Origin of the sequence: Actinosynnema sp. CS-041913 (genome assembly GCF_050942485.1) — a bacterium.
Classification (GTDB): Bacteria; Actinomycetota; Actinomycetes; order Mycobacteriales; family Pseudonocardiaceae; genus Actinosynnema.
The window spans coordinates 8,804,747-8,825,637 of sequence record NZ_CP192037.1; the positions used below are offsets into that span (position 1 = coordinate 8,804,747).

At 72.3% G+C, this 20,891-nt stretch carries 24 protein-coding genes; 4 read left to right on the forward strand and 20 right to left on the reverse strand.

The annotated features are described in order from the left end of the window. The first annotated feature begins 69 nt into the window (after positions 1-69). Positions 70-1,026 carry a M64 family metallopeptidase gene (locus tag ACQPZF_RS39745; protein WP_433266049.1) on the forward strand — a complete coding sequence of 319 codons (957 nt, stop codon included), beginning with the start codon at positions 70-72 and terminating at the stop codon, positions 1,024-1,026. 17 nt (positions 1,027-1,043) lie between these two features. Here ACQPZF_RS39745 and ACQPZF_RS39750 read toward each other — a convergent pair whose 3' ends face one another. The 20 genes from ACQPZF_RS39750 to ACQPZF_RS39845 all read right to left on the reverse strand — a co-directional run bounded on the left by ACQPZF_RS39750 (position 1,044) and on the right by ACQPZF_RS39845 (position 17,945). Further along, positions 1,044-1,613: a TlpA disulfide reductase family protein gene (locus ACQPZF_RS39750; protein ID WP_433266051.1), complete on the reverse strand. Its 570-nt coding sequence runs from the start codon at positions 1,611-1,613 to the stop codon at positions 1,044-1,046. Further along, positions 1,610-2,236: a histidine phosphatase family protein gene (locus ACQPZF_RS39755; RefSeq protein ID WP_433274930.1), complete on the reverse strand. Its 627-nt coding sequence runs from the start codon at positions 2,234-2,236 to the stop codon at positions 1,610-1,612. Before ACQPZF_RS39755 ends, ACQPZF_RS39750 begins: the two co-directional genes overlap by 4 nt. Before the next feature lie 5 nt (positions 2,237-2,241). Next, entirely contained in the window at positions 2,242-3,531 is a 1,290-nt protein-coding gene (gene hemL, locus ACQPZF_RS39760; RefSeq protein WP_433266053.1) for a glutamate-1-semialdehyde 2,1-aminomutase, read from the reverse strand. A gap of 11 nt (positions 3,532-3,542) precedes the next feature. After that, positions 3,543-3,902 carry a hypothetical protein gene (locus ACQPZF_RS39765; protein WP_433266055.1) on the reverse strand — a complete coding sequence of 120 codons (360 nt, stop codon included), beginning with the start codon at positions 3,900-3,902 and terminating at the stop codon, positions 3,543-3,545. 102 nt (positions 3,903-4,004) lie between these two features. After that, positions 4,005-4,442 carry a hypothetical protein gene (locus ACQPZF_RS39770; RefSeq protein ID WP_433266057.1) on the reverse strand — a complete coding sequence of 146 codons (438 nt, stop codon included), beginning with the start codon at positions 4,440-4,442 and terminating at the stop codon, positions 4,005-4,007. Then, the gene (locus tag ACQPZF_RS39775) at positions 4,442-4,969 is read right to left on the reverse strand and encodes a hypothetical protein (RefSeq protein ID WP_433266059.1); all 528 of its coding nucleotides are present in this window, start codon (positions 4,967-4,969) and stop codon (positions 4,442-4,444) included. The genes ACQPZF_RS39770 and ACQPZF_RS39775 overlap by 1 nt, the downstream gene beginning before the upstream one ends. Continuing rightward, entirely contained in the window at positions 4,966-5,580 is a 615-nt protein-coding gene (locus tag ACQPZF_RS39780; RefSeq protein ID WP_433266061.1) for a hypothetical protein, read from the reverse strand. Before ACQPZF_RS39780 ends, ACQPZF_RS39775 begins: the two co-directional genes overlap by 4 nt. Positions 5,581-5,599: 19 nt before the next feature. Next, entirely contained in the window at positions 5,600-5,986 is a 387-nt protein-coding gene (locus ACQPZF_RS39785) for a hypothetical protein (RefSeq protein ID WP_433266062.1), read from the reverse strand. Continuing rightward, complete coding sequence (locus ACQPZF_RS39790) at positions 5,983-6,516, reverse strand: hypothetical protein (RefSeq protein WP_433266064.1); 534 nt, start codon at positions 6,514-6,516, stop codon at positions 5,983-5,985. The genes ACQPZF_RS39785 and ACQPZF_RS39790 overlap by 4 nt, the downstream gene beginning before the upstream one ends. A 168-nt stretch (positions 6,517-6,684) precedes the next feature. Next, positions 6,685-7,293 (reverse strand): hypothetical protein, encoded by a 609-nt coding sequence (locus ACQPZF_RS39795; protein WP_433266066.1) that lies wholly within the window; start codon positions 7,291-7,293, stop codon positions 6,685-6,687. Between the two features lie 42 nt (positions 7,294-7,335). Further along, complete coding sequence (locus tag ACQPZF_RS39800; RefSeq protein WP_433266067.1) at positions 7,336-7,875, reverse strand: hypothetical protein; 540 nt, start codon at positions 7,873-7,875, stop codon at positions 7,336-7,338. Continuing rightward, on the reverse strand, positions 7,857-8,834 hold the full coding sequence (gene hemB / locus ACQPZF_RS39805; RefSeq protein ID WP_433266069.1) for a porphobilinogen synthase: 978 nt from the start codon (positions 8,832-8,834) through the stop codon (positions 7,857-7,859). Before hemB ends, ACQPZF_RS39800 begins: the two co-directional genes overlap by 19 nt. A gap of 71 nt (positions 8,835-8,905) precedes the next feature. After that, positions 8,906-10,438: a uroporphyrinogen-III synthase gene (locus ACQPZF_RS39810; protein ID WP_433266071.1), complete on the reverse strand. Its 1,533-nt coding sequence runs from the start codon at positions 10,436-10,438 to the stop codon at positions 8,906-8,908. Between the two features lie 14 nt (positions 10,439-10,452). After that, a complete protein-coding gene (hemC, locus tag ACQPZF_RS39815; protein ID WP_433266072.1) occupies positions 10,453-11,394 on the reverse strand; it encodes a hydroxymethylbilane synthase in 942 nt (313 codons plus the stop codon). Continuing rightward, complete coding sequence (locus ACQPZF_RS39820) at positions 11,391-12,725, reverse strand: glutamyl-tRNA reductase (protein WP_433266074.1); 1,335 nt, start codon at positions 12,723-12,725, stop codon at positions 11,391-11,393. The genes hemC and ACQPZF_RS39820 overlap by 4 nt, the downstream gene beginning before the upstream one ends. 151 nt (positions 12,726-12,876) lie before the next feature. After that, positions 12,877-13,680 (reverse strand): redox-sensing transcriptional repressor Rex, encoded by an 804-nt coding sequence (locus ACQPZF_RS39825; RefSeq protein ID WP_433266076.1) that lies wholly within the window; start codon positions 13,678-13,680, stop codon positions 12,877-12,879. Between the two features lie 230 nt (positions 13,681-13,910). Beyond that, positions 13,911-14,558 (reverse strand): fasciclin domain-containing protein, encoded by a 648-nt coding sequence (locus tag ACQPZF_RS39830; protein WP_433266078.1) that lies wholly within the window; start codon positions 14,556-14,558, stop codon positions 13,911-13,913. Positions 14,559-14,636: 78 nt separating this feature from the next. Beyond that, on the reverse strand, positions 14,637-16,127 hold the full coding sequence (locus ACQPZF_RS39835) for a molybdopterin-dependent oxidoreductase (protein ID WP_433266080.1): 1,491 nt from the start codon (positions 16,125-16,127) through the stop codon (positions 14,637-14,639). Positions 16,128-16,209: 82 nt separating this feature from the next. Next, positions 16,210-16,449 carry a glutaredoxin family protein gene (locus ACQPZF_RS39840; RefSeq protein ID WP_433266082.1) on the reverse strand — a complete coding sequence of 80 codons (240 nt, stop codon included), beginning with the start codon at positions 16,447-16,449 and terminating at the stop codon, positions 16,210-16,212. A 26-nt stretch (positions 16,450-16,475) separates the two neighbouring features. Further along, a complete protein-coding gene (locus ACQPZF_RS39845) occupies positions 16,476-17,945 on the reverse strand; it encodes an AMP-binding protein (protein WP_433266084.1) in 1,470 nt (489 codons plus the stop codon). A 242-nt stretch (positions 17,946-18,187) separates the two neighbouring features. Here ACQPZF_RS39845 and ACQPZF_RS39850 point away from each other — a divergent pair, with 242 nt between their 5' ends. From ACQPZF_RS39850 to ACQPZF_RS39860, 3 genes are all read left to right on the forward strand, one after another. Then, positions 18,188-18,787 (forward strand): sigma-70 family RNA polymerase sigma factor, encoded by a 600-nt coding sequence (locus ACQPZF_RS39850; RefSeq protein WP_433266086.1) that lies wholly within the window; start codon positions 18,188-18,190, stop codon positions 18,785-18,787. 89 nt (positions 18,788-18,876) lie between these two features. Then, on the forward strand, positions 18,877-19,953 hold the full coding sequence (locus ACQPZF_RS39855; protein WP_433266088.1) for a DUF5667 domain-containing protein: 1,077 nt from the start codon (positions 18,877-18,879) through the stop codon (positions 19,951-19,953). A gap of 39 nt (positions 19,954-19,992) precedes the next feature. Next, positions 19,993-20,886, forward strand: coding sequence for an HAD family hydrolase (locus ACQPZF_RS39860; RefSeq protein ID WP_433266090.1), 894 nt, complete (start codon positions 19,993-19,995; stop codon positions 20,884-20,886). Positions 20,887-20,891: the final 5 nt, after the last annotated feature.

Sequence of the window (20,891 nt, forward strand, 5' to 3'; positions counted from 1 at the left end):
GGTGCCCTTATTGGTTAGACCCGACTTTCCACTCTTGTGGGTGAGTGAGGAACTTCATAGCGTGACACCATGCGCGTTCGCCGACTGACCCTGCCGGTCTTGGCCATCGCACTCGTCGTCGTCACCGCCCCGGCACCCGGTGGCGCGGCCGAGTCGCCCGTGGAGTGGCGGGAGGTGTTCTCGCCCGACGGCACCATCACTCAGGTAGCCGTCCCGGTGGCGGTCGAGGCGAGAGCGGCGCCGGCGGAAGTCGACGCCGAGGTCGTCCCGATCCAGCAGACCGGCGCGGCGGACCAGCGCTACGACCTGGTGTTCGTCGGGGACGGCTACACGGCGTCCGAACTGGGCGCCTACCACGAACACGTGGTGGGCAAGTGGGACGAGCTGTCCGCCGTGGAGCCGTTCAAGACGTACAAGCAGTACTTCAACGTGTGGCAGGTCAACGTCGTCTCCAACGAGTCCGGCGTGGACAACGACCCCACCCTCGGGTCGGCCAAGGACACCGCGCTGGACATGGGCTTCTGGTGCCAGGGCCGCGACGTCAACACCGAGCGCCTGCTGTGCGTGAACCAGACCAAGGCGACCCAGTTCGGCGCCCTCGCCCCGCAGGCCGACCAGGTCATCGCCCTCGGCAACACCACCAAGTACGGCGGCGCGGGCGGCGGGGTCGCGACCGCGTCCGGGGCGAATGCCCAGGCCGGCCAGATCGCCGTGCACGAACTCGGCCACTCCATCGGCGAACTGGCCGACGAGTACGACTACCCCTACGACCGGTACACCGGCAGCGACCCGGTCGAGCCGAACACGACCAACGACCCGACCGGCGCGAAGTGGTCCCGCTACCTGGGCCAGCCGTCCCCGGACGGCGGCGTCGTAGGCGCCTACGAGGGCAGCCGGTACTACAAGTTCGGCCTGTACCGCCCCACCGAGAACTCGATCATGCGCACCCTGGGCCGCGAGTTCAACCTCATCGGCCGCGAGGCGATGATCACCGCGTTCAAGGAGAAGATCCCCGAACTGCGCTGACCCGCCTCGGCGCCCCGCTACGCCTCCGCCGCAAGCTCCTTCACCAACGGCACGAGGTCGGAGGCGATGACGCCCTCCAGGAACGCCGCCGCCACCCGATGCTGCTTGTCCAGCACAAAGGTGGACGGCACGGTGTTCGGCGGCAGCCCCTTGAACACCAGCAGAGACCGACCGGATTCGTCATAGATCGACGGGTACCCGAGCTTCCGGTTGCCCATGAAGTCACGGGGCGCGTCGGCGGAGGATTCCTTCACGCTCACCCCCAACACCTGCACGCCCGACGAGCCCGTCTCGTCCTGCACCTTCTGGAGTTCCGGAGCCTCCGTCCGGCACGGCGGACACCAGGAACCCCAGATGTTGACCACGACGACCTTGCCCGCGTAGTCGTCCAGGGTGATCGTCTTGCCCGACTCCATCACGGACGGCCCGGTGAGGCCCTTCACGACCTTGCGCTGGTCGCCGTCATAGCGGATGCGGACCTGGCCGGCGGGCGCGACGAGTTGGAACTCCGAACCGGCGAGCACGGCGTCGTCGCCGGTGGTGCAGGACGTGACCAGCAGCAGCAGGACCAGCAGGAGCCGTTTCACGCGCCCGTCACCCTCGGGTTGGTCGCGCCGGCGGGCTCGGTGTAGACGAGTTTCACCAGCTCCTCGCCCTCGAACACCAGGCTGGTCAGGGACGCCAACGAGCACTCGCGGCGGCGTGGGTCGTGCCACATGCGCTTGCCCTCCAGGAACCGGCGCAGCGTCCAGATCGGGAGTTGGTGCGACACGCACACGGCCTCGTGGCCCTCGGCCGCCGCACGGGCCCGCTGCACCGCGCCGAGCATCCGGTGCGCGATCTCCAGGTACGGCTCGCCCCACGACGGCCGCAGCGGGTTGATCAGCTTCGGCCAGTGCTTGGGTGACCGCAGCGCGCCGTCGCCGACGGCGACCTTCAGACCCTCGAACTTGTTGTCCGCCTCGATCAGCCGGTCGTCGGTGGCCAGTTCCAGCCGGTGCGAGTCGGCGATCGGCGCGGCCGTCTGTTGGGCGCGGTCCAGCGGGGACGCCACGACGTGCGCGATGTCGTGGTCGGCCAGGTGCTCGGCGACGATCAGCGCCTGCTGCTGGCCGCGTTCGGACAGCTTGAACCCCGGTAGGCGGCCGTACAGGATGCCGGTCGGGTTGTGCACCTCACCGTGGCGGAGCATGTGCACGACGGTTCGGATGCCGCTCACCGCGCGGCCTCCGCCGCGGCGCGGGCCGCGTGGGGCAGGGCCTCCGCGATCACCGCGAAGTCCTCCTCCGTCATGGCCGCGTTGACGAACCACGCCTCGAACGCGCTCGGCGGCGGGTACACGCCGCGCTCCAGCAGGGCGTGGAAGAACGGCGGGAACCGCCAGGTCTGGGCGGCTTGCGCGCCCGCGTAGTCGGTGACCTCGTCCGCGGTGAAGAAGACGCTGAGCAGGTTGCCCGCGTACTGCACTCGGTGCGGGACGCCGGCGTCGGTCAGGGCGGTGGTGAACAGCGCGCCGAGCCGGGTCGCGTTGGCGTCCAGGGCCAGGTAGACCTCGTCGGTGGCGGCCCGCAGCGTGGCGAGGCCCGCCGCGACCGCGACAGGGTTCCCGGACAGCGTGCCCGCCTGGTAGACGGGGCCGGCGGGGGCGAGCTTCGCCATCACGTCGGCCCGGCCGCCGAACGCGGCGGCGGGCAGGCCGCCGGACATGACCTTGCCGAACGTGTAGAGGTCGCCGGCCACGTTCTCCAGGCCGAACCAGCCCGAGCGCGACACCCGGAAGCCGGTCATCACCTCGTCCATGATCAGCAGCGCGCCGTTGGCGTGGCAGAGGTCACGCAGGCCGGCGTTGTGCCGGGGCGCGACCGCGCCCATGTTGCCCGCCGCCGCCTCGGTGATCACGCACGCGATCTCGTCCGGGTGCTCGGCGAACGCGGCCCGCACGGCGTCCAGGTCGTCGTAGGGCAGCACGAGCGTGTCGGCGGCCTGCGCGCCCGTGACACCGGGCGAGGTGGGCAGGCCGAGCGTGGCGACGCCGGAGCCCGCCTGGGCGAGCAGCGCGTCCACGTGGCCGTGGTAGCAGCCCGCGAACTTGATGATCTTGCGGCGGCCGGTGAAACCGCGGGCGAGGCGGATCGCGCTCATCGTGGCCTCGGTGCCGGAGTTGACCAGCCGCACCTGGTTGACCGGCGCGACCCGGTCGACGATCTCCTCGGCGAGTTCGATCTCGCCCTCGGTGGGCGTGCCGAAGGACAGGCCGCGGACGGCGGCGTCGCGGACGGCCCGCACGACGTCCGGGTGGGCGTGCCCGAGGATCATCGGGCCCCACGAGGACACCAGGTCCACGTACCGGTTGCCGTCGGCGTCCCACAGGTGCGGGCCTTCGCCGCGCACCATGAACCGGGGCGTGCCGCCGACCGAGTGGAAGGCCCGCACGGGCGAGTTGACGCCACCGGGGATCACCGCCGCCGCGCGCTCGAACAGTGCCTGGGATCGCGTGGAAGTCACGAGGCCCAGTCTCACACGTCCGGTTCGGCGCCCTGCTCCCGACCACGGGTGCGGACCGCGAGCAGGGTCTGGCGGACGGCGTCGAGCAGCAGCACACCGGCCGCCGTGGCCAGCCCGATGGACCCGCTGATCCAGTTGCCGAGGTAGCGGGTCGACTCCAGCGGCGCGCGGCCGTCGACCGGGTAGCTGGACCGCACCACGCCCCGGTTCCAGCACCAGACCGCGAGGAACGCCAGCGCCACGACGGCCACCACCTCGCCGACGGCGATGAGGGCGCGTTTCGGCTGGTGCAGCCTCGGTGCGGGCTCGGGCGCCGGCGCGACGGGGACGCCTGCGGCAGGTGTGCCTGCATCGGGGGTGGCAGCGGTCACGGTGGTCAGCCTCTCACGCCGGGCCGGGGAGCGCGCCGCACACCGGCTTCGTCGACCGCGGACTTCCGCGCCGAGGTGTCCTCAGTGGTCGGGAGATCGACATCAGGCCCGGTGCGCCAACAGGCGGTCCAGGGCGTCCCGCAACGCGTCGGCGTCACGGGCCCAGCCGAGCACCACCGAGCCGTCCGCCAGCCTGATCGGCATCGGGTCCGTGCCACGCGGCAGGGTCCAGCCGCCGCCGAGCACCTTCGCGCCGGACCGGGGCTCCACACCGGACACCGCGGCGATGTCGCGCACCGGCACCTCCTCCCGACCCTGGTGCAACGCGACCGGCGTGAGCCGCACCCCGTAGACGCGCCGCCGGCCCTGCACCCACAGCAGGGTCGGCACGAACAGCGCGACCGCCACCAACAGCCACAGCGTCAACCACACGGACCCGGTCAACGCCTCCGCGCCGACGCCGAGCAGCGCGAACACCGGTCCCCACAGCAGCGGCCACCAGGACGCGCCGGGTTCGGAGTACAGGACGGGCTGGTCCACTAGCCGAGGTTCCCCGCGAAGTAGCTCCGGGCGCCGGCCAGGAAGCTCAGCACGGCGGCCACGGCGGGCAGCGCCAGCCGCAGCACGATCACCGCCCAGGACGCGGGCTCGGTGTCGGCGTCCCGCGACGCGACGATCGCCGCCGCCACCGCCAGGATGCCGACCACCAGGTACCCGCCGCACAGCGCGATCCGGGCGTAGTAGCTCCCGCCCAGGAACGCGATCGCGCCCCACACCCCGCCCACGGCCAGGCAGCCGGTCGCGAAGAGGGTCATCACCGCGCCGAAGCTCGCGAAGGCGCCGTCCTCCGCGAGCACCCGGATCACCGTGCCCACCGGCCACATCAGAGCCGCGAGCAGCCAGCACACGAACGCCGCGAACACCACGCCGGGCCGCACGAAGGCGGTGGTGTGCTGGTCGACGCCGCGCATCGCGCCGGGAAAGCCGACGGGCTGCTGCGGACCCGGCTGCGGCAGGTTCACCGGGCGCATCGGGTGCTCGAAGGGGTCGAACGGCGGCTGGGTCATCGGCGGCTCACCGACCTCACGTAAGCGTTGGACGGGGGGAGGAACATCGCCACGGTGCCCAGCATGACCGACGCCAGGAAGACCAGCGCCCACACGGTGCCGATCAGCCAGTCCGCGTAGCGCACTTCGCCCGACGCGAAGCCGACGAGCGCGAGCAGCCCGAACACCACCGCCAGGCCGCCCAGCACGGCCAGCAGCACGCGCGCCCAGTTCCGGCCGGACCGCAGCTTCACCGCCGCGACCACGAACAACACCGCCGGCACCGCGAACCCGAACGCGAACAGGACGGGTGTGAGCTGCGCGGCGAACTCGGCTTCGGCGTGCGACATCGGCTCCGGGTCGGTCTGCGAGTTGGCGTGCAGCTCGTCGGCCAGCGCGCCACCGCCGGTGGTGAACACCGCCGGCAGGACGACGACCACCAGCACCGTGCCGACGATCCAGCACCAGAACGCGGCCGTCAGCGCGGCGGGCCGGGACGGGGCGAGCGCCCGCGAGTCGGCCTCCGGCATCGGCAACGGGTAGCCGGCGAACCCGGCGGGCATCGGCGTGCTCGGCTGGCCCGGCAGGTTGACCTGGTGGAACGGCGAGGCGAACGGGTCGGGCTCGGACATGCGCGTCTCCGGGTGGAAGCTAGTGCTGCTTCACCCACTCTGCCGTACCGCGCAGCCAGGTGAGCGCCAATCCGGCCGCGATCAGCAGCAGCACCACGACGTTCGGCGCCGCGGCACGGGACAGGACGATCCACAGCACGTGCACCGCGGCCACGACGGTGAGCGCGCCCCGCGCCCATCCCTTGCGCTGCCACAGGAACCGGGCGAACACCACGTACCCGGCGCCGAACACCACCGCGAGCGCCGTGAGCTGCACCAGCAGTGCCGTGACGGCCACCCCGTCCCGCGCGGCGGCGTCCAGCGCGTCCCGCCGCACCCACAGGTAGGCGACGTTGAGCACGCCGAACACGCCGAGCGCGTACCAGAGCGCCACCGCCGCCCGAGCGGACGGCGCCTGCTCGGTCACCGGGCCCGCTTCACCGAGTCGTAGTAGGCCTTGGAGTTGGGCACGTAGAGCAGCACCACGGCCACCACGCTGATCAACGACGTGATCAGGGCGGAGGGCGACGGGCGGAACAGCATCGTCAGCAGCCCGAGCGCGGTCAGCACGGTCAGCACGACCCGGGCCCAGTTCCGCCCGGCGCGCGCTTTGAAGGCGAACAGCACGTAGAGCCCGGCGAGCACGATGCCGACGACGAGGGTGAACATGATCGTCATGGAGACGGCGGCGTCCAACTGCTCCGGCGTGCTCTGGGCGAACTGCGGCGTCGCACGCAGCGCCTCGGAAATCTCCTCACGCTGCGTCAACGCCAGCAGCGCGCCGACCACCGACAGCACCGCGCCCGCGATCCAGATCCAGAACGAAACCTTCACCTCGATGGGCACCGGCCGCGCGGGGGCGTCGGAGGAGCCCTGGAGCTCGGACTCGCTCAACGGCGGAGGTGGAGGGATGTACGGCTGCTGCTGCCCGCCGTCGGGATCCTGTGGCGTCGTCACACCGGGAAACGCTAGAACCACGCAAGGTCGCTGTCCACCGGGGCCGGCGGGTGCGCGACGGACCTCGCGGGAAGAGTCGACGAAGGTCGCCCGCCGGCGCGACTTCGGTCGGCCCCGCCCCCGTCGCCGCCGCCACGACCGGCGGACGGCGACCGGGGCGATCCCGGGTCAGCTCGCCTTGAAGTAGTAGTTGCTCTCCGACTTGAACATGAAGACCAGGGCGCCGATGGTGAGCGCCAACTGGACCAGGTTGAACAGCACCTGGATCACGCCGAGGAAGCCGAGGCCGAACAGCAGGCCCATCGCGAACAGGCCGAGGATGCCGCCCAGCACGCCCAGGCCGCCCAGCACGGCGAGGACGATGCGCGCCCAGTTCGCGCCGTTGCGCATCTGGAAGACGACCACGATCCACAGCGCGAACAGGATCAGGCTGAAGATGCCGCTGCCGTAGGACGGCTGGGCGCCCTCGACCAGCACCGGGTCGACGCTGGTGCCGAGGAGCCGCTCCGCCGTGGCCTTGGCCAGCTCTTCGGCGGTCAGGAAGCTGACGATGGTCGACAGGATGCCGAGCCCCGCGCTGATCATCCACAGCAGGAACGCCGTGTCGACGGACTTGGGCCGGGCCGGCCGGCTCAGCTCGCCCGGCGACAGCGGAGGCGCCTGGGGCGGGTATCCGGGCTGCTGCGGGAAGCCCTGCGGCTGGCCCTGGGGAGGCTGGCCACCGGGCTGCTGCGGATAGCCGCCCTGCTGGCCGGAGGGGTCGTGAGGAGTGGTCATGCGCGGACCGTAAAAGGGCAGGCAGCCCGCGTCGACCGGAAATCACAATCCGTTAGCTACCTGGGGTGGTTTCGCGCTGACGGACCGCTGTGATCGGAAGTGCCCGGAAACTGATGGCAGGTACATCAGCACCAGCGCCACCGCGTCGACGGCCATCGTGATCAGTCCGAACACCAGGTCCACCGGGCTGATGACCAGGCCGAAGGCCGCCGCCACACCGGACGCCACGGCAAGCGTCCGGACCACGCCGAGGACGATCCCGGCGCCCCCGAACACGGTCAGCACGATCCGCGCCCAGTTCCGCCCGCCCGCCATCCGGTTGGCCAGCAACGCGTACACCAGGACCAGCAGCCCGCCCAGCAGGAGGCCGAACACGATGCCGCCGGACGCCGCCGCGTCCAGCTCGTCCTGGCTCAGCCCCGGCTGCTGCGCGCGCAACTGGTCGATCAGCATCTCCCGGTCGGCGAGCTGCACCAGGAACCGGCCCAGGCCGACCACCGCGCTCGCGATCCACAGCCAGCGCGCCAGGTCGACCAGCTTCGGCGGCGGCGAAGCCGGCGGCTTCACCCGCGGTCCAGCCACCGTGCCGCCTCCACGGCCCAGTAGGTGAGCACGATGTCCGCGCCGGCCCGCCGGATCGACGTCAGCGTCTCCAGCACGGTCCGCTCGCGCTCGATCCAGCCGTTGCGGGCGGCGGCCTCGACCATCGCGTACTCGCCGGAGATCTGGTACGCCGCGACCGGCACGTCCGCGACCTCGCGAACGGCCCGCAGCACGTCCAGGTACGGCAGGGCGGGCTTGACCATCACCATGTCCGCGCCCTCGGCGAGGTCCAGCTCGACCTCACGCAACGCCTCCCGCGCGTTCGCCGGGTCCTGCTGGTAGGTCTTGCGGTCGCCTTGGAGCTGCGACTCGACGGCTTCCCGGAACGGCCCGTACAGCGCGGACGCGTACTTCGCCGAGTAGGCCAGGATGCCGGTGTCGGTGAACCCCGCCTCGTCCAGCGCCTTGCGGATGAACCCGATCTGGCCGTCCATCATGCCGCTGGGGCCGACCAGGTGCGCCCCGGCCCGCGCCTGGGCCACCGCCATCTCGCCGTAGACCTCCAGCGTGGCGTCGTTGTCCACTTCGCCGGTCGGGGTGAGCACGCCGCAGTGGCCGTGGTCGGTGAACTCGTCCAGGCAGCAGTCCGACATCAGCACGGTGCTGTCGCCGAGTTCGGCGCGCAGGTCCTGGAGGGCGGCGTTGAGGATGCCGTCCGGGTCGGTCGCGCCGGAGCCGACCGCGTCCCGCTCCGCGGGCACGCCGAACAGCATGAGGCCGCCGACCCCGGCCTGCACGGCCTCCACGGCGGCTTTGCGCAGCGACTCGCGGGTGTGCTGGACGACGCCGGGCATCGAGGCGATCGCGACCGGCGCGGCGGCGCCTTCCTTCACGAACATGGGCAGCACGAGCTGCCGGGGCCGCACGGTGGTCTCGCTGACCAGGCGACGCATGGCCGGCGTGGTGCGCAGGCGGCGGGGACGGTGGGCGGGGAACACGGGCGGCACTCCCTACAAAGAGCCGAGAGAAACAGGTCGGGGCCACCCGGAAGTGGCCCCGACCTGACTGCTTATGAACGGCGTAGACGCTTGGTCTTGCGAGGTGGCGGCAAGGCGCCTTCGGCGCGAAGCCGGGCCGCGTGCTGGGCCAGCGCGTCCACCAGGGCGGGCACGTTGGCGTCCTCCGGCTGCACGTCGACCCGCAGGCCGAACTCGCGCGCCGTCTCGGCCGTCTGCGGGCCGATGCACGCCACCAGCGTCCGGGCGTGCGGCTTGCCCGCGATCCCGACCAGGTTCCGGACCGTGGACGACGAGGTGAAGCACACCGCGTCGAACCCGCCCGACTTGATCATCTCGCGGGTGTCGGCGGGCGGCGGGGCGGCCCGCACCGTGCGGTAGGCCGTCACGTCGTCGATCTCCCAGCCGCGGTCCCGCAGGCCCGCCGCCAAGGTCTCGGTGGCGATGTCGGCCCGCGGCAGCAGCACCCGGTCCACCGGGTCCAGGATGTCGTCGTACGGCGGGAAGTCGGCCAGCAGGCCCTCGGACGACTGCTCGCCGGACGGCACCAGCTCGGGGATGATCCCGAACGACCGCACCTTCGCCGCCGTCGACTCGCCCACGCAGGCGATCTTCACGCCGGAGAACGCCCGCGCGTCCAGGCCGAACTCGCGGAACTTCTCCCACACCGCGCGCACGGCGTTGGTCGAGGTGAACACCACCCACTGATAGCGGCCGTCGACCAAACCCTTCACCGAGCGCTCCATCTGCGCCGGGCTGCGCGGCGGCTCGACCGAGATGGTCGGCACCTCCACCGGGATCGCGCCGTGCGAGTGCAGCCGGTCGCTCATCGCGCCCGCCTGCTCCTTGGTGCGCGGCACGAGCACGCGCCACCCGTACAGGGCGCGCGACTCCCACCAGGACAGCTTGGCGCGGCCGGCGACGGCGCTGCCGACCGTGACGACCAGCGGGCCGCCCAGGTCGCCCGCGTCGGCGGCCAGGGACGCCAGCGTGGTGTCCACCGTCCGCTGCCCGAAACCGGTGCCGTCGACCGTCACCGCGACCGGGGTCTGCGGCGCGACACCGTGCTCCACCAGCGAGGACGCGGCCTCGGCGAGGTGGCTGTTGGTGGCGTGCAGCACGAGCGTGCCGGGCGCGGCGGCCAGGCTCGCCCAGTCCGTCACACCCCGGACGTCGGCCTCGGTGTGCACGGCGCCCAGCGCCACACCCGCGTACGCGGGCACCGCCGTGCCCGCCGGGACACCCGGCACCACGTCGAACGCGATCGTCGTGCGGGAGACGGCGTGCGCCTCCTTGACCACCGAGTCCAGCGTCAGCGGGTCGCCCGCCACCAGCCGGACCACGGCGTGGCCGTTCTTCGCCTCGGCCACCAGGTCTTTCGCCACGTCCGCCGGGTCGCCGACGGCGGGTCGGATCTCCACGCCGTCCGGGACGAGGGCGACCACCTCGGACGGCACGTCCGGGTCCGTCACCACCAGCTCGGCCTTGCCGAGCAGGTCACGGGCACGGCACGTGAGCAGGCCGGTGTCGCCGGGGCCGGAGCCCACGAAAGCGACACGGCCGGGGGTCTTGCGTGCGCGGGTCATCAGGGCACTCCCCATCAACTACGCCCCTCCGACCGCGCAGCGGCGAGGCCGGAGAGGTCGAGCAACTCGGCGGCCAGCGCGCGGCCGAGTTCCTCTGCTGCGGTCAAGTCACCGGTGGCGGACGCACGGAGGAGGTCGCCGTCCTCCGTCGCCATGACCCCGCGCAGGGACAGGCGGAGGACTACCGCTCCCTGGTCGTCAAGGTCTTCCACCACATCGGCCAGTGCGCCGACCGGCGCGCTGCACCCCGCTTCGAGCTCGGCCAGCATGGCCCGCTCGGCGGTGACAGCGGCCCGACTGGCCGAATCGTCCAGCGTGGACTGGAGGAGGTGCTCGGTGTCGACGTCGTCGACCCGGCACTCCACTGCGAGGGCGCCCTGGGCGGGCGCGGGAAGCATCTGGATGGGCTCCAGTGTCTCGGTGATCTCGGCGGTGCGGCCGAGCCGGGCGATACCGGCGCGGGCCAGCACGACGGCGTCCAGCTCGCCGTCCGCCACCTTGCGGATGCGGGTGTCCACGTTGCCGCGCAGCGGGACGACTTCAAGGCCCAGGCCCAGCGCTTCGAGCTGCGCGGCCCGGCGGGGCGAGCCGGTGCCGACCTTCGACCCGGTGGGCAGCTCGCCCAGGGTCAGGCCGTCGCGGGCGACCAGCGCGTCGCGCGGGTCCTCCCGCGGCGGGACGGCGGCCGGCGCGAGCCGCGGGTCACGCGCGGTGGGCAGGTCCTTGTACGAGTGGACGGCGATGTCGATCTCGCCGTTCGCCAGCGCGTCGCGCAGCGCCGAGGTGAAGACCCCGATGCCGATCTCGGCGACCGGCGCGGACGACCGGTCGCCGGGGGTGGAGATGGTCACGATCTCCACGTCGGCGCCGGCGGCGCGCAACGCGTCGGCCACGTGACCGGTCTGCGCGAGTGCCAGCGCACTGCCGCGCGTGCCGATCCTCAGCGTGCGGTTCACCGCTTCTCACCTTTGGTCTGGGTAGCGTCCTGCGTCGAATGGGGTGTGCTGACGGCGGCGGGTTTCTGCGGGTCGAGGCCGAACAGCTCGCGCAGCGCCTCGGCGTACCCGGCGCCGCCGGGCGCGGCGGCCAGCTCCTTGACCCGCACCGTCGGCGTGTGCAGGAGCTTGTCGACCACGCGGCGCACGGTCTTGGCCAGTTCGTCGCGGACCGCCCCGTCCAGCTCGGGCAGCCGCGAGTCCAGCCGCAGCAGCTCGGTGTCCACGACCTCGGCGGCCCGCTTGCGCAGCGCCGTCACGGTGGGCGTGACCTCGGCCGAGCGCTGCCCGGCCAGGTAGCCGCGGACCTCCTCGGCCACGATCTCCGCCGCGCGCAGGGTGCCCTGGCCCGCGGGGGCGTCGGACAGCCTGCGTTGCAGGGTCTCCAGGTCGACCACGCGCACGCCGGACAGCAGCGCGGCGGCCGGGTCGACGTCCTTGGGCAGGCCGAGGTCGCACACGACCAGCGGCCGGCCGGGCTCGCGGTCGCCGATCAGCTCGGCGCCCACGACGACGTCCACCGAGCCGGTGCAGGCGAACAGCACGTCCGCCCGCGCGATCTCGGCGGTCAGGTCCGACAGTCCCGTGGAGCGGGCCGGCACGCCGTCGGCGGCCAGCGCGGTCGCCAGCCGGGCGCCGTTGGCCGCGGTCCGGTTCGCGATGACGACCTCGCCGATGCCGGCGCGGCGCAGGTGCGCGGCGGCCAGGCCGCCCATCGAGCCCGCGCCCACGATCAGCGCCTGCCGGCCGGTCAGCCCGCCCAGCGCTTCGGCGGCGTCGGCCAGCGCCTCGGACACGACGGACCCGCCCGCGTGGTCGATGTCGGTCTCGGTGTGCACCCGCTTGCCGACCCGCAGCGCCTGCTGGGTCAGCTCGTGCAGGGTGCGGCCGACGACACCGGCCTCGTCCGCGCGGTTGTAGGCGGTGCGCAACTGGCCCAGGATCTGCGCCTCGCCGACCACCATCGAGTCCAGGCCGCCCGCGACCGAGAACAGGTGCTCGACGGCGGCGGCGGAGTAGTGCACGTAGAGGTGTTCGAACAGGTCGCCGGGCTCGGCCCCCGCTTGGCGGGCGAGCACCTCCACGACCTCGTTCATGCCGCCGTGGAAGGTCTCGACGACCGCGTACACCTCGACCCGGTTGCAGGTCGAGAGCAGCACGGCCTCGGACACGCTCGGGGCCTTCAGCAGCCGGTCGAGCAGCTTGCCGAGGTCGGAGTCGGCGACGGCGACGCGTTCCAGCACGGGAACCGGCGTGGTGCGGTGGGACAGCCCGACGACGAGGACGCTCATGCCGCCACCGAGCCCGTGGTGCCCGTGGTCGGCTGCGCCACAGAGTGCATGGTCGGCTTCGCCACTGAGCGCATGGTCGGCTTCGCCACTGAATCCATGGTCGGCTTCGCCGACGTGCCACGCGGAGCCGTTCGGCTCACTACCCGCACGATCACGGGCGAATCACCACCCCGTCCACACCGACGCCGTTGACCACGTCGACAGCGGCCTCATCAGCCCGCCGAGCGACGTGGAACGACAGGATCTGCATCTCGACCGCCAGGTCGACCTTGCGCACCTCGACGTAATCCGGCACTTGGAGTACGACAGGTGCGAAGTTCAGGATGCACTGGACTCCGGCGGATACCAAACGGTCGCAGACGGCCTGGGCGGCCTGCGGCGGCGTCGCGATCACGCCGATCGAGACCTCGCGTTCGGCGCAGACCGACGTGATGTCGTCGATGTGGTTGACAGGTATGCCGCCTACCGGCACACCGGTCAGGTCCGGGTCGATGTCGAACAGCGCGGCGACCGGGAAGCCGCGGCTCGGGAACCCGCCGTAATTGGCCAGCGCGTGACCAAGATTACCGATTCCGACGACCGCGACGGAGTGCTTGCGGGTGAGTCCGAGGATGCGCTCGATGTGGCTCACGAGCACCTCGACGTCGTACCCGACGCCCCGCGTGCCGTACGACCCGACGTAGGACAGGTCCTTGCGGAGCTTCGCCGAGTTGACCCCGGCCGCGCCCGCGAGCTCCTCGCTGGAGATCGTGGTCACGCCCTGCTCGACCATCCCGGACAGCACGCGGAGGTAGACCGCGAGCCGCGCGACCGCCGCCTCCGGGATCGCCCGCGCCCGCTCCCGGACGTCGGCGGGCGTCTCGGCGGTTTTCCCGTCGGTTTTCGGCGGCGTGGCGGTGGTCACGACCTCGTCACCTTCGCCCCGCCGACCCACCACGCTGGCTCTCCTCGACATCCGACGCACTGACCCGCCGGGCATCGTCACCAGCGGAGTGATACGACCACCGTACCGCTTGTGAACGTATGCACAAAGTCGGCGGCCCGGCCCCTGCCCGACAACTCGATCCCGCGCTACCCCCATGGAACATCCCCCCACGAGAAAGGTGAGCCGAACCGCCGCTGGGATACGCGGAGACTCGGCTCACCTGAACGTGGGCCTCACCGGAGGCGGGCCGATCCAGCCGGTTACGCGGCCGGGGGCGAGAGCACCTTGCCGATCACGAACACCGTCGCGTTCTTGGTCGGGACGTTGCCGCACAGCACGGGCACGCCGTTGACGGTCATCCCGTCGCCGGTGCCGGAGATCTTCAACTCCTGGCCGGTCAGCGCCTTGACGCCGCCGGCGGAAGCCAGCCCTTCCGCGTCGTAGCGCTTGCCGACCACGTGGTACTGGAGGATCTTGCCCAGCGTGGCCGGGTCGTTCGCCAGTTCGGTGAACTTCGCGTCACCCAGCTCGGCGAACGCGGGGTCGGCGGGCGCGAAGACCGTGATGGCCTCCTGCGAGTTCAGGGTGTCCACCAGACCGGCCGCCTTGACCGCCGCGACCAGCTTCGTGAGCAGCGGGTTGCTGCTCGCGGCGGTGGCCACCGGGTCGTCGACCATGCCCTGGAGCGAGCCCTCGTCGGACGGGTCCTGCGGGACGCCCGCACAGCCGGGGCCGAACACGTCCGTGGTCTTGGTGACCCCGTCGGCCATCGCCTGGGTGGTCGTCGTGGTGGTGGTCGGCGCGGCGGTGGTGGTCGTGCTGGACGCGGTGTTGCCGCTCCCGCACGCCACGGCTGACAGGGCGGCGGCGGCGATGGCGCCGACGATGGCGAGCTTGCTGTTCCGCACGGCGGATCACTCCTCAGGTTTACCGGACTCGGTATTCACTGAGACGTTCGAAGTAGGGGGCCGTCCGGTTCGGGTGAATCACTCGACGGTGAAGAAAATCGAGTGCCAGCCGGTCGCGCCGTCCGGGACGGGCTCCACCCGCTCCTGAGGCTGGGTGAACCCGGAGTTGTCGGTGGCCCGGCTCTCGACGGTGTGCCCGCCGGGCGCGAGGTCCAGCTCGACCCGCCACATCCGCCACGTCGAGCCGTTCACGGCGGCGGCGAGCCGGGCGTCCTGCCACGGCCCGCCGTCGACCCGCACCTCGACCTTCGCGACCCCGGTCGGCTGCGCCCACGCCACCCCCGCGACGGTGACCCTGCCCGGCACCTTGGCCAGCCCCTTGGGCCGGTCGATGCGGGACATGGTCTTGATCGGGGCCTTCTCCGCCCAGCCGCGGTCGAGCCAGTAGGCCCGCTTCGCCGCGAACGTGGTCAGCTCCAGGTCGACCACCCACTTCGTGGCCGACACGAACCCGTACAGGCCGGGCACGACCAGCCGGGCCGGGAAGCCGTGCTCGACGGGCAGCGGCTCGCCGTTCATGCCCAACGCGATCAACGCGCCCCGGTCCTCCTCCATGACCACGTCGACCGGCGTGCCCGCCGTCCAGCCGTCGGCGCTGGTCGAGAACAACTGGTCCGCGCCGGACCGGACACCGGCTTCCGCGAGGACGTCCCGCAACGGCACGCCGACGAAGTTCGCGGTCGAGACGTAAGGCCCGCCGACCTCGTTGGAGACGCACGTCAGGGTGATGGTGCGTTCCACCAGGTCACGGCGGCGCAGGTCTTCGTAACGGAGGTTGAGTTCGCGGTCGACCATCCCGTGCACGCGCAGCACCCAGTCCTCGGCCCGGAGCCGGGGCACGCTGAGCGCTGTATCGACGCGGTAGAAGTCCTGGTTCGAGGTGATGAACCCCGGCGTGCCGTCACCGACGAAGTCCGCGCCGTCCGGGATCGCGGGAGCCGGCCGCACGGGCTTCAACTCGCCGACGGCCCGACGAGACCCCTCGACATCGGTCCGCGTGCCGACGAACTGCCCGCCGACCCCGGCGATCACACTCGCGCCGGCCACGATCAGGAGCCCCCGCCGGCTCTCGCTGCGGACCTGCGGCCGGGACGCAAGCCCGTGCAGCCACCGGAACACCAGCACCCCGACGACACCGGCCGCGACCGGCGCGAGGACACCGAGCTGCCCCAGGTCGGGGCGGTAGAGGACGGCCGCGACCCCGACCACGCCGAGCGCCGACGCCAGCACCGTGCCGGGCAGCGGGCTCTCGCGCGACAGCAACCCGGCCACGACCGCGAGGGCGACGATCACCACGGCCATGCCGACCAGCAGGACCAGCTTGTCGTACGTGCCGAACGTGCGGACGGCGAAGTCCTTGAGCGGACTGGGCGTGAAGTCGATGGCGGTGTTCCCCACCGCCAGGAACGGCGACGCCGTGGGCCCCACCAGCCCCGCGACGAGGTGCCCGGCGGCCAAGGCGGCAGCCACACCGAGGATCCCGAGCAGGGCAGCGGTCCAACGCGTCATACCGTTGATTCGACACCCGACCCCGACCGGTTCGGTGATTCCGTAAGCCCCCGGTAATCAGCCCCGGAGATCAGCCCGGAGATCAGCCGGCCAGGGCGGCCCGCAGCCGGGCCTCCTCGACCGACCAGTACCCGTGCTCGGCCCCGTCGACGAGGATCACCGGCACCCGGTCGCCGTACTCGGCCCGCAGTTCCCGATCACCGTCGACGTCCTGCACCTCCCACGGCACACCCAACTCGCCGCAGATCCGCGCGAGGTCGGCTTCCGCCTGCTCACAGGCATGGCAGTCGACCCGGCTCAGCAACGTCACGTGGTGGCTCACCCACACATCATCCCAGCCCGGCAGCCTCAGGCCGACGGCAACCGCAACCGGGCGCGGGCCAGCTTCCCGGTCGGCGAGTGCGGCAACGCGGGAGCGAACTCCACCACCGTGGGCACCTTGAACTTCGCCAACCGGGCAGCGCAGTGGTCCTTCACCGCGTCCGCGCTGAGCGAAGCGCCCTCACCGAGCACGATCACGACCTTGACCGACTCCCCGGTCCGCTCGTCCGGCACCCCGACCGCGGCGGCCTCGGCAACCTCGTCCAACTCCGACAACACCTGCTCGACCTCGTGCGGGTACACGTTGAACCCGTTGACGATGATCAGGTCCCCGGCCCGGTCCACCAGGTGCAGGTCGCCGTCGGCGTCCACGTACCCCACGTCCCCGGTCCGGAACCAGCCGTCCGCGTCCGGCCCGTGCGCCCCGTCCGGCCAGTACCCGCTGAACAGGTTGTCGCCCTTGGCCGCCACCAGCCCGGTGCCGGGCTCGTCCTCGTCCTGGTCCAACGGCCGGCCGTCGCTGTCCACCAGCCGCACCTGCACGCCGGGCAGCGCCTGCCCCACCGACCCGGCCTTGGGCAGCCCGCCCACCAGCGTCGACGTCAGCACGGGCCCGGTCTCGGTCAGCCCGTACCCCTCGTACACCGGCAACCCCACGGCCTGCCGCATCGTGTCCAGCAGCCCGACCGCCAGCGGCGCGGCCCCGGAGGTGAACAGCCGCACGGTCGCCAGGTCCTCGCGCAGCCGCTCCACCGGCTTGGCCAGGATCGCCTGGTACATCGGCGGCACCCCGACCACGGTGGTCACCCGGTGCTCGCGGATGGCGGTCAGCGCGCCGTCCGGGTCGAACCGCTCCAGCAGCACGGCCGTCGCCCCCGCGCCCGCCACCTGGAACAACCCCGGCCCCAGCCCGTAGACGTGGAACAGCGGCAGCGCCAGCAGCACCCGGTCCCCGGCGGTCACCGGCGCGGGCCGGAGCGACGCGCACTGGTCGACGTTGGCCAGCAGCGCCCGGTGCGACAGCATCGCCCCGCGCGGCACGCCCGACGTGCCGGAGGTGTACCCGAGGACGGCCAGGTCCTCGCCCGACCGGATGGCCGGGAACTCCTCGCCGGCCAGCAGCTCCGGCTCGCCCAGCACCTCGGCGTCCGACCCGGCGCCGTCGCCGACGAGCAGCCGCGCGCCGCTGTCGGCGACCAGGCGTTGCAGCTCGCGGGCGGGCTGGCCGGGGCCGGCGGGCACCACCACGCCGCCCGCGCGCAGCACGCCGAACACGGCCACGCAGAACGCCGGTCCGGTGGGCAGCCGCACGACCACGCGGTCACCGGGCTCGACGCCCGCGTCCACCAGTCGATGCGCCTCGCGATCCACGAACGAGTCCAATTCGGCCCAGGTATAACTGTTCGCAGTCGTGACATCGACCAGTGCCGCGTGCTTGGGTCCACGGTGCGCGGAAGCGCGAACCAGGTCGGCGACGTTGCGGGCAGAAGCGGTCAAGTCGACCTCCTGGGGAACGACAGCGGCCTCCGCGCAGTCTGTCACGCGTGGGCGGCGTCACGCAGTGCCTCCGAACGCGTCGCGGATTCGAGACCGGTTGCCGCTACCTACTACGGAGTAACAACACGTATGCTGCCCGGACGGCGACTCTGTGGAGGTGCCGCGAGCCGATGAGCGCCAGGGCACGCGAGAACACGTCCGACGGACGGATCACAGTCGGAGCCACCCGGAGGCTCCGTTCGATGTGGAGCACTGGAGGGCAGTCCAGCACGATCGAGAGCGTGGAGACGGGCGCGGCGGGAGAGCCGTGGAACCTCGTGCGTGCGGCCCAGGCGGGCGACACGGACGCGTTCGGCGCGCTCTACGACCGGTACGTGGACGTCGTGTACCGGTACGTCCTGTTCCGCGTCGGCGACCGGACGCTGGCCGAGGACGTGACCAGCGAGACGTTCCTGCGCGCGCTGCGCAGCATCGGGTCCATCAGCTACCAGGGCCGGGACGTCGGCGCCTGGTTCGTCACGATCGCCCGGAACATCGTGTTCGACCACGTGAAGTCCAGCCGCTACCGGCTGGAGGTCACCACCGCCGAGCTGGCGGACAACCGCGAGGTCACGAGCGGTCCGGAGCAGGAGGTGCTGACCGACGCGGCGAACGCCGAGCTGCTCCGCTGCGTGGCGCAACTCGGTGACGACCAGCGAGAGTGCATCACTCTCCGCTTCATCCAGGGCTTGTCCGTGGCCGAGACGGCCGCGAAGATGGGGCGCAACGAAGGCGCCATCAAAGCCTTGCAGCACCGCGCGGTGCGTCGGCTGGCCCAACTGCTGCCGAACTGGCTACGGTGACCGCCGACGCGCCGATCGCGCCCGCGTAACCCCGGCGCCTTCGCTTTCGTTACTCGGGACAGGAACTCCTGACGAGTCGGTGCGGGATGGTGGGCAGAGGGATCACGCCGCTATGGCGTCACAGGCAGCGCGAGCAGTTCGCCCGCGCCGTCGAAGCGCTGCCCGGGGACACCGACCCGGCGTTCGCCGACGAGCTGGCCGTCGTCACGCTGCTGCGGGAAGCCGCAGCGACGAGCGGCCCGGACGAGGCGACCAGGGCGCGGATGCGGGAACGGGTGCTCGGCGCGAGCCCGTCCCCACCCACCAAGGTCGACCGGCGGCGTCCGCGCAGCGGAGCGCACGGCCGATTAGCGGTAGCCCTGGTTGCCGCGTTGTGCCTGGTGTTCTCACTCGCCGGGATGAGCCTCCTGCTGTCCCGCGACGCGTTGCCCGGCGACGCGCTGTACGGCGTCAAGCGCACCGCCGAGTCGGCCTCGCTGGGCCTGACCTTCGGCGAGGAGTCCAAGGGGTACAAGCGCCTGGAGTTCGCCTCGGCCCGCGTCTCCGAGCTGGAGATCCTGGTCGACCGGTACCGCGACGCCGGCGGCGGCCCGCTGGGCGGCTACCTCACGGCGCTGGCCGACTTCGACGCCGACGCCGCGGCCGGTTCCCGCGTGCTGGCCGCGTTCGGGTCGGGCTCGGACCGGCGCGCGCTCGGCTCGCTGCGCGACTGGGCGACGTCCCACACCACCCGGCTGGGCGGCCTGCGCGGCAGCCTGCCGGTGGACGCCGCCACCCGCGCCGGCACGTCGCTGGACCTGCTGGCCCGCATCGCGCAGCGCGCCGCCGACCTCGCGGCCCGCGGCCAGTGCGCCACCGTGACGTCCGGCCGGTTCGACCAGGTCGGCCCGGTGCCCGCGACCGGCGACTGCGTCGCGCCACCGGTCGAGCCGACGACCACGTCGACGACCGACCTGCCCGCCGTGCCGGCGTCGCCCCCGGCCACCTCCGGCGTCCCGCCGACCACCGCGCCCGCGCCCCCCGGCGCAGGGACGACACCCGGCGTCCCACCGCGCACGACGGAGCCGACCCTGCCGCTGCCGTCGTTGACCGTGTCGATCACGCCGCCCGTCCAGCTACCTACCCTGACGCTGCCCTCGCTGCCGCTGCCCGGCCTCACCGGCTGATCGCTACCCTGTCCCCATCGGACCCCGGGAGGCGCTGACGTGGTGAGAAGGCGTGTGGTGGAGGGCTCGGCGGAGCGGGAGAGGCTCGCCGAGCTGGCCGGTGAGGCCTCGGCCGAGGCCGCGCTGGCCACACCCGCACTCGAACCGTCGCCGGGGGTTCCCACCGACCTGACCGCCGCCGCGTTCTTCGACGTGGACAACACGATGATGATGGGCGCGTCGATCTTCCACTTCGCGCGCGGCCTGGCGGCCCGCAAGTACTTCCGGAACTCGGACCTCGCGGGTTTCGCGTGGCAGCAGATCAAGTTCCGGGTCGGCGGCCGGGAGGACCCGCAGAGCGTCAAGGCGTCCCGCGAGCAGGCCCTGTCGTTCGTGGCGGGGCGCTCGGTGGCGGAGCTGGTCAGCCTCGGCGAGGAGATCTACGACGAGCTGATGGCCGACAAGATCTGGACCGGGACGCAGGCGCTGGCGCAGATGCACCTGGACGCCGGCCAGCGGGTGTGGCTGGTCACCGCGACGCCGGTGGAGCTGGCCCAGATCATCGCCCGGCGGCTCGGGCTGACCGGCGCGCTGGGCACCGTGTCCGAGAGCGAGGACGGCATCTACACCGGCAAGCTCGTGGGCGACCTCCTGCACGGGCGCGCCAAGGCCCACGCGGTGCGCGCGTTGGCCGCCAAGGAGGGGCTCGACCTGCGGCGGTGCACTGCTTATTCGGACTCGGTGAACGACGTGCCGATGCTGTCCGTGGTCGGCACGGCGGTGGCCGTGAACCCCGATTCCGGGTTGCGCGACACGGCCCGCAAGCGGGGCTGGGAGATCCGGGACTTCCGCACCGGGCGGAAGGCCGCCCAGATCTGGGTGCCGTCGGTGTTGGGGGCGGGGGCGGTGGCGGGGGCTGTCGCGGTGGGATTGGCTTATCGACGCCGTGGGTGAGCGGT